This window comes from Citrobacter sp. UYEF32, from assembly GCF_040546205.1.
In the GTDB taxonomy this organism is placed as follows: domain Bacteria; phylum Pseudomonadota; class Gammaproteobacteria; order Enterobacterales; family Enterobacteriaceae; genus Phytobacter; species Phytobacter diazotrophicus.
On record NZ_JBEPNI010000010.1, the window covers coordinates 1 to 11,684 of the forward strand.

Annotated in this window: 10 protein-coding genes and 1 riboswitch; of the genes, 2 read left to right on the plus strand and 8 right to left on the minus strand. The window is 53.0% G+C overall.

From position 1 onward, the window contains the following. Positions 1-337 precede the first annotated feature (337 nt). Together murI and btuB are read right to left on the minus strand one after the other, a co-directional pair. Positions 338-1,189: a glutamate racemase gene (gene murI / locus ABIB59_RS23405; RefSeq protein ID WP_072039696.1), complete on the minus strand. Its 852-nt coding sequence runs from the start codon at positions 1,187-1,189 to the stop codon at positions 338-340. Next, entirely contained in the window at positions 1,134-2,984 is a 1,851-nt protein-coding gene (gene btuB, locus ABIB59_RS23410; RefSeq protein WP_039077266.1) for a TonB-dependent vitamin B12 receptor BtuB, read from the minus strand. The genes murI and btuB overlap by 56 nt, the downstream gene beginning before the upstream one ends. 66 nt (positions 2,985-3,050) lie before the next feature. Beyond that, a riboswitch (cobalamin riboswitch) is annotated at positions 3,051-3,230 on the minus strand. A gap of 118 nt (positions 3,231-3,348) precedes the next feature. Between btuB and trmA the strand changes: the two genes are divergently transcribed. Beyond that, positions 3,349-4,449 (plus strand): tRNA (uridine(54)-C5)-methyltransferase TrmA, encoded by a 1,101-nt coding sequence (gene trmA, locus ABIB59_RS23415; RefSeq protein ID WP_165159425.1) that lies wholly within the window; start codon positions 3,349-3,351, stop codon positions 4,447-4,449. A gap of 47 nt (positions 4,450-4,496) precedes the next feature. On the opposite strand, the gene ABIB59_RS23420 is transcribed toward trmA, so the two are convergent. Beyond that, on the minus strand, positions 4,497-4,850 hold the full coding sequence (locus ABIB59_RS23420) for a YijD family membrane protein (protein WP_039077268.1): 354 nt from the start codon (positions 4,848-4,850) through the stop codon (positions 4,497-4,499). Between the two features lie 10 nt (positions 4,851-4,860). Continuing rightward, entirely contained in the window at positions 4,861-5,499 is a 639-nt protein-coding gene (gene fabR / locus ABIB59_RS23425; RefSeq protein WP_039077269.1) for an HTH-type transcriptional repressor FabR, read from the minus strand. 196 nt (positions 5,500-5,695) lie between these two features. On the opposite strand from fabR, the gene sthA reads away from it, so the two are divergent. After that, a complete protein-coding gene (gene sthA / locus ABIB59_RS23430) occupies positions 5,696-7,096 on the plus strand; it encodes a Si-specific NAD(P)(+) transhydrogenase (protein ID WP_039077270.1) in 1,401 nt (466 codons plus the stop codon). Here sthA and oxyR read toward each other — a convergent pair. The 4 genes from oxyR to argC form a co-directional block, all read right to left on the minus strand. Next, positions 7,079-7,996 carry a DNA-binding transcriptional regulator OxyR gene (gene oxyR, locus ABIB59_RS23435; RefSeq protein ID WP_039077271.1) on the minus strand — a complete coding sequence of 306 codons (918 nt, stop codon included), beginning with the start codon at positions 7,994-7,996 and terminating at the stop codon, positions 7,079-7,081. The two genes, sthA and oxyR, sit on opposite strands and share 18 nt — an antisense overlap. 309 nt (positions 7,997-8,305) lie before the next feature. Then, a complete protein-coding gene (gene argH / locus ABIB59_RS23440; RefSeq protein WP_039077272.1) occupies positions 8,306-9,679 on the minus strand; it encodes an argininosuccinate lyase in 1,374 nt (457 codons plus the stop codon). A 75-nt stretch (positions 9,680-9,754) separates the two neighbouring features. Next, positions 9,755-10,531, minus strand: coding sequence for an acetylglutamate kinase (gene argB, locus ABIB59_RS23445; protein ID WP_103245116.1), 777 nt, complete (start codon positions 10,529-10,531; stop codon positions 9,755-9,757). A gap of 15 nt (positions 10,532-10,546) precedes the next feature. Further along, positions 10,547-11,551 (minus strand): N-acetyl-gamma-glutamyl-phosphate reductase, encoded by a 1,005-nt coding sequence (gene argC, locus ABIB59_RS23450; RefSeq protein ID WP_079498488.1) that lies wholly within the window; start codon positions 11,549-11,551, stop codon positions 10,547-10,549. Positions 11,552-11,684 lie beyond the last annotated feature (133 nt).

An 11,684-nucleotide genomic window follows, 5' to 3' on the forward strand; every position in this document is an offset into this window, starting at 1 on the left:
AGACTTGGTATTCATTTAGTGTCCGAAGACATTAAGAATCCATGTCACTTTGAGTGCCCACACAGATTGTCTGATAAATTGTTAAAGAGCAGTGCCGCTTCGTTTTTCGCTGCGGCGCGGGGTGTGCATATTACGCTTTCCCGCTGCAGAGTCAAGTGTTTATTTTCACTTTTCTCTGCGGAGTTCTCACCGGCATTCGCCTGAGAACCCCGCTGACCCGGCGGCTTGTTTGCCGTTGTTCCGTGTCAGTGGAGGCGCATTATAGGGAGTTCTCAGGAAGTGACAAGCCCTAATTTTAAAAAACTTTTCAACCGTCTCTTTTTTGCTCAAAAGGCCACTAAAGCGCGAGTTTTTCGAGCGTCCCGAAGCCATAGCGCTGTAAAACGGGCAATAAAAGAACAGTTTCAGGTGTGACGGCCATGCAATACGCCAGATTTGCATCTGCTGATTTAGCCTCAGGCGCCTCATGCTCAAGCAACCAGGCCGTACGACGCGCTATAGCCGCCCCCGAATCCACCAGCCGCGTTCCCTCCGGAAGCACCTGCAACAGCTCATGCTGCAATAAAGGGAAATGCGTACATCCAAGCACCACGGTATCCGGCGGCTCAGGCATCCGCAGCCACGGGCGTAAAATGCGTTTGAGTTCGTCCAACGGAACGGGCTTACCGTGCAGCTTCGCTTCCGCAAGCTCAACCATCTCCGCTGAACCCAGCAATTCAATTTTGCATTCGTTAGCGAAGCGCTTAATGAGTTCGTGGGTATAAGGACGCTTTACGGTTGCACGTGTGGCCAGTAACCCCACCACACCATTCGCCGTTAAGCGTGCAGCGGGTTTGATCGCGGGAACCACCCCAACAACCGGGAAAGCGAATTTCTCACGTAGCGCAGGTAAAGAAACGGTGCTGGCGGTATTACAGGCAATGACGGCAAGCGCCAGGGGATATTGAGCCTGAACGGCAGTGACGATTTCGACAACACGTTCGACAATGAACTCTTCGCTCTTTTCACCATAAGGAAAGGCGACATTATCGAACGCGTAAATGTAATGCAGGTCCGGCAGGAGATGCCGGACCTCATCATAAACAGATAACCCACCTACGCCAGAATCAAACACCAGCACGGTGGGCCGCAGTTTAGAAGGTGTAGCTGCCAGACAAGGTGTATTCTCGTCCTGCAGTTTGGTAGCCATAAGCTGTCTCGTAATCTTTATCGAACAGGTTAGCTATTTTACCACGAACTGTCAGATGTGAGGTCATCGGATATGACAATCCAATGTCCCAGACGCTTACACCGCCCAGCTTAACGGTATGGGAGGTATAGGTAGTTGCGTCATAGGCGTTGTCATAGCGTTGCCCCAGATATTGATACGCCACATTCCAGCCAAGGTCATAAATCTGCCCGGTCAGTTCATACTTAACCTGCTGCTTCGCACGGCGAGCAAGCACCTTATTGGTTTCGTCATCACGCGGATCGATATATTGCAGCGTCAAATGGTGATCGACAGGACCTGTTGTCACGTTTCCGGTCCACTCCAGGCCTTTGATCGTTGCCGATTTTACGTTGTAATAAGCGCTGTTATCGTAATCAATCAGGTTATTGATTTCATAACGATACGTAGACAGACGCCAGTCCAGCGGCCCCGTCAGGCCTTCAAGCCCTGCTTCCCATTGCTTCGACTCTTCCGGTTTCAGATTCGGGTTGGAAGCAATGCCAAACCGCTCCGCGCCAAACTGCTGCCCAAGCGATGGCGCCAGGAATCCGGTCCCATAAGAAAGCGTCACTCGGTAATCATCAACGAACTCCCAACCCGCTGCTGTCTGCCAGGTACCATGCCAACCGAACTGCTCGTCATGGTCTTCACGCCCGGACGCTTCCAGGGTTACTTTGTCTATTTGCTGCTGGCCGGTCAAATAGAGTCCGGTGGTGTCGCGCTTATAGATATCCGTACTGGATGTGCCGCTGGATTGCAGTTTCTCTTGTTTCCAGTCAACGCCACCGCTAACGGAACCATGTCCCACCTCGACGTTGTTACCCCACTGGATGTACCGCTGTTCCATATTGTCCAGGCTTGCGCTCGCTGCATAGCGACCATCTTGCGCATTGTAATTATAATTTTTAAGGTGCTGATAATTGGCAATCAGCTGAGATGAGTAGATGCCGGAATGATAATTGAGGCCTGTATCCCATGATTGGGTATAGTTCTGGCTTTCATCGCCACCACCTGCGTAACCACCACTGCCCTGGTCATAGTCAGTATTGGAGCTGTAGCCATAGCCACGGAAGAAACCTGAGACGCTATCGTTAAACTTATGCTGAACACCGCCCCAGAACAGTTTATTGCGATAACCGTCGCGATCGCTGTCATCCGCGTAGGTTGAATCCGGCTGAACGTTGAAACCTTTGGTCGTCTGATACGCACCAGCAGCAGTGACCATCGTATCGCCAAAGCGTTGATTTATCGCGCCGTCATAGTTCTGGTAACCGTTGGTCCCCATCCCTGCGTTAATCTGCGCGCGCTCATCGTCACTCATCGTAATGATGTTAACCACGCCGCCGATGGCACCGGATCCATAAACCGCAGAGCGTGGCCCACGGATGTATTCAATACGTTGTACCAGCGAGACCGGGATCTGACCAATATCGATTGCATTGCCAATACCGGCACGCGCCATCGGTACACCGTCAATCAGCACCAGTACATGACGCGCTTCGGTACCGCGAACAAAAAGAGAGGAGCTCTGCCCTATTCCACCGTACTGGGCAATGTCCACCCCCGGCAGACGACGCATCACATCGTTAAGATCTTTTGACTGCCAGCGTTGAATATCTTCACGCGTCACCACATCGGTGGGCGCCAGTACGGTATTCACCGGTTGTTGAAAACGGTTTGCTGTTACCACCAGAGTGTCCGGGTTGCCATCCTGCGCCCAGCCGGAAAAAGCTGTGACGGAGAGCGCCGTCAGCAGCGAAGCTTTTTTAATCATTGTGAGAGCATCCACAAAATAATAAGGATGCCGCAGGTGTCATCAATAGCTCGCGATGATGGCACCAAATGCGACGTAATTCCGGCAGGTCTTCGGGCTAGGAGGTACAACAAGATGATGACTTCCCACATATATATGCAGTGTCTGCTTTCGCTATCATCCCACACATCCTTACCGCTGCGCGTCAGCTCCAGATTTACACTGGATTCCCTTTTAACTCACAGGACCGGAACAAGGATGCTACATTCAGAAACATATAGATGTCCAGACTGCTATGCCAGGAAGCGAAAAAACATCCGGGACTGGACATCCCCTGAGCAATCCCTACAATCCCCGCGTTATTCTTAATCATTCAGGAAACACAATGACACCCGAACACCTGCCAACAGAACAGTACGAAGCCCAGTTGGCTGAGAAAGTCGTACGTCTGCAAGCCATGATGACGCCTTTTTCCGCGCCCGTTCCGGAGGTGTTCCGCTCACCGGTCAGCCATTACCGCATGCGCGCCGAATTCCGTATCTGGCACGACGGTGACGATCTCTACCACATTATCTTTGATCAACAGACGAAAAGCCGAATCCGTGTCGATAGCTTCCCGGCGGCAAGCGAGCTGATTAATCAGTTAATGAAAGAGCTGATGGAAGGCCTGCGCGGCAATAAGGTGCTGCGCCACAAGCTATTCCAGATTGATTACCTGACCACCATGAGCAACCAGGCCGTTGTCTCCCTGCTGTATCACAAAAAGCTGGATGACGAATGGCGTGAAGAGGCTACACGTCTGCGTGATGCTTTACGTGCTAAAAACCTGAATGTGCATCTGATCGGGCGCGCCACCAAAACTAAAATCGAGCTGGATCAGGATTATATCGACGAGCGTCTGCCGGTCGCCGGGAAAGAGATGATTTATCGCCAGGTTGAAAACAGCTTCACACAACCTAACGCGGCGATGAATATTCAGATGCTGGAGTGGGCGCTGGGCGCGACGAAAGATTCAGCGGGCGATCTGCTGGAGCTCTACTGCGGCAACGGCAATTTCTCCCTGGCACTTGCACGTAATTTTGACCGCGTTCTGGCCACAGAAATCGCCAAGCCTTCGGTTGCGGCCGCGCAATACAATATCGCAGCGAATCATATCGATAACGTGCAAATCATTCGTATGTCGGCAGAAGAGTTTACCCAGGCAATGAACGGTGTACGTGACTTCAACCGCTTGCAGGGTATCGATTTGAAAGGCTATCAGTGCGAGACGATTTTTGTCGATCCGCCGCGCAGCGGACTGGACGTCGAGACAGAAAAGATGGTGCAGGCCTATCCGCGCATTCTTTATATCTCCTGTAACCCGCAGACGCTGTGTAAGAACCTGGAAACTCTGAGCCAGACGCACCGCGTTGAACGCCTTGCGCTGTTCGATCAGTTCCCTTACACGCACCATATGGAGTGCGGCGTATTGCTCACGGCGAAGTAAAAAAAAGCGCATCAGCTCAAGGGCCGGATGCGCTTTATTTATTTGGATTACAGTTCCGACTTACGGTTACGCATACGATAACCAATCCAGAAAACCAGGATCACGGACAATACCGCAGGCAGGAAATTAGAGCCGATAGCCGGATATTCCGCTCGTACCACGGTGCTGTAAAGTAACACGCCCAGAATAAAGCAAGCCGCTGCCAGCCCCGGTAACCCGACCGGCATGGTTCGGTTTTGATAACGCTGATGCAGGCAATACACCGTGAGCACCAGTGAGATAATCGGGAAAACGGAGAAAGGCACGATCGAGCTAAAAATCGCTGCAAATGCGCCGTTAATCGATAAGCCAGCGATCAGTGCCAGCAACAACGTACCTTTATCCTGGACAGATTGTTTCATTACTTATCCTTCACTCGTCGGTTTGATGCGCCATTTTTTCTTGTTCACGGCGATACCAGTAATACGCACCTTTGGAGATCATCCTCAGTTGCAATACCAGTCGCTCTTCTAATTGCCTGCGTTGCTCAACGCCGATATCCAGTGCTTCGGCACCCGCGCTGAAAACAATAGTGACCATTGCCTCGGCCTGCGCTTCGGTGAACGCACGCGGCATATGGTTTTCGAGTTCAAGATAATCGGCAAGTTCCGCAATAAAGTGCTGGATTTCACGTGCTACCGCAGCGCGGAATGCCGCTGAGGTGCCGGAACGTTCACGTAGCAGCAGACGAAATGCGTTCGGATTGTTGCCGATAAATTCCATAAAGGTCGAAACGGACGTTCGAATAACGCTGCCGCCTTTTGCGATACGCTGTCGCGCCTGACGCATCAACTGGCGCAGCATTAAGCCGCTCTCATCGACCATAGTCAGGCCAAGCTCATCCACATCGCGGAAATGGCGATAAAAGGACGTCGGGGCGATGCCCGCTTCACGCGCAACTTCGCGCAAACTCAGGCTGGCAAAACTACGCTCAGCGCTAAGCTGGCTAAATGCCGCCTCCACCAGCGAACGCCGGGTTTTTTCTTTTTGTTGCGCTCTAACGCCCATCACGATGCTTGAATCCCTCCGCAGACCTGCTGGCACTATACCAGAGAATAAAACTAATCGGATTGTACTGGATTGTGAATGATTGTTTACGAGCTCTTTCTGCTTTGCTGCATGAAAAAAGCACAACGATAATTGGGTTATGCCGCTAACGATGTTACTATTATGTTGTTTTTATGTATAAGAACAGGTAAGCCCTCCCATGCCACATTCCTACGATTACGACGCAATAGTTATAGGCTCCGGTCCCGGCGGCGAAGGCGCTGCTATGGGGCTGGTTAAACAAGGTGCCCGGATAGCGGTGATTGAGCGCTATCACAACGTGGGCGGAGGATGTACCCACTGGGGAACCATCCCCTCGAAAGCCCTTCGCCACGCGGTCAGCCGTATTATCGAATTTAACCAAAACCCTTTATATAGCGACCACACCCGCCTTCTTCGTTCCTCTTTCGCCGACATTCTCAACCATGCGGATAGCGTGATTAACCAACAAACGCAGATGCGGCAAGGCTTTTATGAGCGTAATCGCTGCGAGATCTTGCAGGGTAACGCCCATTTTATTGACCCACACACAGTTTCGCTGGAGTGTCCGGACGGCTCAGTAGAAACCCTCACCGCCGAGAAGTTCGTGATAGCCTGTGGCTCCCGCCCCTATCGCCCGGCCGATGTGGACTTCTCTCATCCGCGCATTTACGACAGCGACTCGATTCTGAATATGCACCATGAACCTCGCCACGTAATTATCTACGGTGCGGGGGTGATCGGCTGCGAATATGCTTCGATCTTCCGGGGAATGAATGTCAAAGTTGATCTGATCAACACCCGCGATCGCCTGCTGGCTTTCCTCGATCAGGAAATGTCGGACTCCCTTTCCTACCACTTCTGGAACAGTGGCGTCGTTATCCGCCATAACGAAGAGTACGAGCAGATCGAGGGAATGGATGATGGTGTGATTATGCACCTGAAATCGGGCAAGAAAGTGAAAGCAGACTGCCTGCTCTATGCGAACGGACGCACCGGTAACACCGACAGTTTACAACTGGAAAATATTGGTCTGGATGCTGATGGTCGTGGTCAGTTGAAAGTCAACAGTATGTACCAGACAGCGTTGCCGCATATTTATGCGGTGGGTGATGTGATCGGTTATCCAAGCCTTGCCTCAGCAGCGTATGATCAGGGGCGTATTGCCGCACAGGCGATGGTGAAAGGCGAAGCGACAGCGCACCTGGTTGAAGACATTCCAACCGGCATTTACACCATTCCGGAAATTAGCTCTGTGGGCAAAACCGAGCAGCAGCTAACGGCAATGAAAGTACCTTATGAAGTGGGCCGGGCACAGTTTAAGCATCTGGCGCGCGCGCAGATTGTGGGTATGAACGTTGGCACGCTGAAAATCCTGTTCCATCGCGAAACCAAAGAGATTTTAGGGATTCACTGCTTTGGGGAACGCGCGGCCGAAATCATTCATATCGGCCAGGCGATTATGGAGCAGAAAGGTGGCGGTAACACGATCGAGTACTTTGTTAATACCACCTTTAACTACCCGACCATGGCGGAAGCCTATCGGGTAGCTGCGCTAAATGGCTTAAACCGCCTGTTTTAACGCACTGTCGAAATGGCCATCCATCGCACCACGGATGGCCTCTGCCAGCTGCTCATAGCGGCTACGCAGCGGTGAACCCGGACGATAGACCAGACCAATAGTACGACGCGGCTCCGGTTTAATACAGGGCAGATACACCACACCATCCCGCACACGCTCACGCGGTACCGCCAGCGCCGGTAGCAACGTAATACCGCTGCCCGCAGCCACCATATTACGCAGTGTCTCCAGACTGGTCGCCCGGAAGTGAGTGTCTTCATCTGCACCCGCTTCAAAGCAGAAGCCCATCGCCTGATCGCGCAGGCAGTGTCCATCTTCCAGCATCAGCAGCTTTTCACCCGCCAGATCGGACATCGGGACGCGGTCGCGATTCGCCCAGGGGTGGTCCTGATAAATCGCCAACATCATGGGTTCGTCGAAAAGCGGCACCTCAATAAAGGCTTCACTCTCTTTCACCAACGCCAGGATTGCACAATCGAGCTTGCCGCTGTCCAGTTGCGCCAGAAGCTGATGCGTCTGCGCCTCATGCAGATACATTTCCAGTTTCGGGAATGTCTGATGCAGCATAGGGATAATATGCGGAAGCAGATAGGGTCCAACGGTAGGGATTAAGCCAATATGCAGCGGGCCGGACATCGTCTCCCCCTGCTGGCTTGCCATCTCCTTGAGCACTTTGACCTCACGCAGCACGGTACGTGCCTGATCCACCAGCAGCAAACCGGCCTGAGTGAACAAGACTTTGCGGCTGGTACGCTCCAGCAGCATAACGCCAAGCTCGTCTTCCAGTTTACGAATTTGCCCGCTCAGTGTTGGCTGGCTGACGTGGCAGGAATCCGCTGCGCGGCGAAAATGGCGGTGTTCGGCTAACGCCACCAGATATTCAAGATCACGAATATTCATTATTCATCCTCCGTCGCCACGATAGTTCATGGCGATAGATAGAATAGCAACGAACGATTATCCCTATCAAGCATTCTGTTCAATAATTAGCTCAAGAAACGCAGCGGGAGACATTACCCTTGATGCCACTGCAACCTTCTCTCTGAACAACTAAAGCCAACGTGAACATTTGCGGACCCCGTGGTCCGCTTTTTTTTTGCGTAAAAAAGCCCGGGATAAAAGCAAAATGGCAACCGAAGTTGCCATTTTTAGTGTTTGCTCCCTTTCCCTGTGGGAGAGGGCCGGGGTGAGGGCACCAGCCCGCACAAATCAAACTAAACGATTTTTCGCATCCGCAATGGCCTGAGCAACCTGTTTCGGTGACACACCGCCTTTTGCGGCGCGTTTGTCCAGGCAAGATTGCAGCGACAAAATCGGATAGACATCATCGGCAATCACCGCGCTAAACTTCTGCAAATCCGCCAGCGCCAGCTCTTCCAGCGGTTTGCCCTGACCGATTGCTTCCACTACTGCTTCACCAACAATATGGTGCGCCTCACGGAATGGCACGCCTTTGGCAACCAGATAATCTGCCAGCTCAGTCGCGTTCGCATAACCCTGCTGTGCCGCCTCCTGGCAACGCGGACGTTTCACCTGAATGCCATCCAGCACCAGCGCCGCCATGTGCAGACAGTCAAGCCAGGTATCGAGCGCATCGAACAGCCCTTCTTTATCTTCCTGCATATCTTTGTTGTAGGCCAGCGGCAGACCTTTCAGGGTCATCATCATGCCGGTCAAGGCGCCTTGCACACGGCCACATTTACCGCGGATCAGCTCCAGCGCATCCGGGTTTTTCTTCTGCGGCATCAGGGAGGAGCCGGAAGTAACGCGATCGGACAGTTCAACAAACCCGGCTTCACCGGTGTTGAAGAAAATCAGGTCTTCGGCGAAACGGGAGAGATGGACCATACCAATAGAGGCGTCGGAGAGCAGTTCCAGCACGTGGTCACGGTCAGAAACGGTGTCCAGGCTGTTGCGGGTCGCGGACGCAAAGCCCAGCCAGCCTGCCAACTGCTCACGATCGATTTCATAAGCAGTGCCTGCAAGCGCGCCGCAGCCCAGCGGACTCACATCGAGGCGCTTAAGCGTATCCTGCAGGCGGCTTTCATCACGCGCCAGCATTTCTACATAAGCCAGGCACCAGTGGGCAAAAGTGACCGGCTGCGCACGTTGCAGGTGGGTGTAACCCGGCATGACTGCATCCTGGTTATTTTCCGCGGTTTCCACCAGTGCGCTCTGCAACTGACGATTTGCGGTCAGCAGCTCAGCCACCGTGTCTTTACACCACAGTTTGAGGTCGGTCGCGACCTGATCGTTACGACTACGCCCGGTGTGCAGCTTTTTACCCAACTGGCCGACTTTATCGATCAGTTTACCTTCCACCCAGCTATGGATATCTTCGGCATCACTTTCGAGGATCTGCTGCGGATTCGCGCGCACTTCTTCGAGCAGGATATTCAGCGCCTCTTCCAGTTGTCGCTGCTCATCGTTGGTTAGTACACCCACGGTGACCAACGCTTTGGACCAGGCCACAGAGCCAACGATATCCTGCTCCGCCAGGCGATAGTCAAAGCGCAAAGAGTCGTTGAACTGTTTGAACCGTTGATCTGCTGCCTGAGTAAAACGCCCACCCCAAAGTGCCATAACATGCTTCCTTAAATTCGTTTAGTGTTGCCTGTCTCTCACCCTCTCCTCTCAGGAGAGGGTTCAGGGAAAATTTTAAGCCAGAATACGTGTGCCGATCGGTGTACCGTTAAACAGCGCCGGTAGCTGATCTGCATGCCGCCAGGAGGCGATATCCACCGGGCGATTCAAAGTACGCGCAGCATCCAGCGCCGCATTCACTTTCACAATCATGCCATCGGTGATGATGCCCTGGGCGATTAACTGCTCCGCTTTCGCCGCCGTCATCTCGGCAATACGCTGGCCTTTACCATCCAGAATACCGCTCACATCAGAGAGCAGAATCAGGTCTGCGCCCAGCGTTGACGCCAGTGCCGTCGCCGCCTGATCTGCGTTGACGTTCATCAGTTCGCCTTCATCCGTCACGCCGATAGAGCTGATCACTGGCAGGAAACCACCCTCCAGCAGCGTGTTAATCAGTTTCGGTGAACCCGGTTGTGCCAGGCCGACATGACCCAGTTCTTCATCCAGTTTCGTCACTTTCACGCTGTCACCGTCGCCAAGATACAGGCCGACAGAGGCAATCTGATGTTTCTTCGCCCAGGCCAGCAAGGTTTTGTTCGCCGTCCCCGCCAGTGCGCCAGTGATAATGTCGATTTGATCGGCCGGGGTCACGCGCAGACCATTTTTCTTTTTCACCGGCAGGTTGAGCTGTTTCATCAGCTCATCCACCACACAGCCGCCGCCGTGGACAATCACCAGCGGGCGCTGGTGCGACTCGCGGTAATTCACCAGCGCGGTAAACAGACGCTCCAGCGCTTCTTCACTATCCAGCAGTACGCCGCCGAGTTTAATAATTAATGGATTCATCATCAGGCCTGCACTCAATTAGATAAGAGACTGGGTTTCAGCGTAGCCGAAACGAATATTGGCACACTGCACTGCTTGCGCAGCCGCACCTTTTAATAAGTTATCTTCGGTGGCCACGACAATCAGGTGTTGGTCCTTCACGGCAAAACCAATATCACAGAACGGCAGGCCAACCACATTTTTCAGCGCCGGAACGCCTTTGTCGTACAGGCGCACCAGCGGTTTATCGCCATAAGCCTGTTGGAAAATCTCCGCGATCTGCGCCTGTGTTACGCCAGGGTTCAGACGGCAGGTAATGGTTTCCAGAATGCCGCGCGGGAAATTGCCCAGATGCGGGGTAAAAATAACCTCAGCACCCAGATGAGTAGTGATTTCCGGGTGATGGCGATGATTGAACACGCCATACGGCTGCAGACTGACTTCACAGAAACTGTTCGAGATAGCAGCTTTACGCCCTGCGCCACTCACGCCGCTGGTCGCATTAATGACCGGCCACTGGTTGAGATCCAGCACGCCCGCATCAATCAGCGGTTTAAGGGAGAGTTGCGCTGCCGTTGGGTAGCAGCCCGGCACGGCTATCAGATTCGCCTCTTTCAGCGCATCCGCACTCCACTCCGCCAGGCCATACACTGCCTGCGCGAGCAGGTCCGGATGCTTATGAGTGAAGCCATAGAATTTTTCATAAAACGCGGGATCGTTAACACGAAACGCACCAGACAGGTCAAAAACCACGCAGCCCGCTGCGAGGAATTGCGGCGCCAGGTCGTGGCTCACTTCATGCGCCGTCGCCAGAAACACGACATCCACACCTTGAGTGAACTCACTGATATCCGACATCGGCTGCAACGGCAGGTCGACAATGCCTTTCAACTGCGGATGTAAATCAGAGACCAATTTTCCTGCATCATTACTTTGCGCTGAAACCGTCAAAGCGGTTATGTTCATATGAGGATGGCGATTTACATAGGTCACTAGCTCTGCGCCGGCGTAACCGCTGGCACCCACAATTAATGTGTTCAACATCGGGGCAGTCTACCTTCTTAGTACGTCATGTTTGCCAGGGAGTGATTCGGCATCAATCCCACGTCGCGCTGTAAAGGCGCCGGATGGGTTCCTTTACGCTCAGCATTAATGTATTTTTATTCACTATTAATGC

Bases quoted from the DNA above. Each gene is read 5' to 3' on its own strand.
- murI (WP_072039696.1), bottom strand. From the start codon at position 1,189: ATGGCTACCAAACTGCAGGACGAGAATACACCTTGTCTGGCAGCTACA.
- argB (WP_103245116.1), bottom strand. From the start codon at position 10,531: ATGATGAATCCATTAATTATTAAACTCGGCGGCGTACTGCTGGATAGT.
- oxyR (WP_039077271.1), bottom strand. From the start codon at position 7,996: ATGAATATTCGTGATCTTGAATATCTGGTGGCGTTAGCCGAACACCGC.
- ABIB59_RS23420 (WP_039077268.1), bottom strand. From the start codon at position 4,850: ATGAAACAATCTGTCCAGGATAAAGGTACGTTGTTGCTGGCACTGATC.
- trmA (WP_165159425.1), top strand. From the start codon at position 3,349: ATGACACCCGAACACCTGCCAACAGAACAGTACGAAGCCCAGTTGGCT.
- argC (WP_079498488.1), bottom strand. From the start codon at position 11,551: ATGTTGAACACATTAATTGTGGGTGCCAGCGGTTACGCCGGCGCAGAG.
- argH (WP_039077272.1), bottom strand. From the start codon at position 9,679: ATGGCACTTTGGGGTGGGCGTTTTACTCAGGCAGCAGATCAACGGTTC.
- btuB (WP_039077266.1), bottom strand. From the start codon at position 2,984: ATGATTAAAAAAGCTTCGCTGCTGACGGCGCTCTCCGTCACAGCTTTT.
- sthA (WP_039077270.1), top strand. From the start codon at position 5,696: ATGCCACATTCCTACGATTACGACGCAATAGTTATAGGCTCCGGTCCC.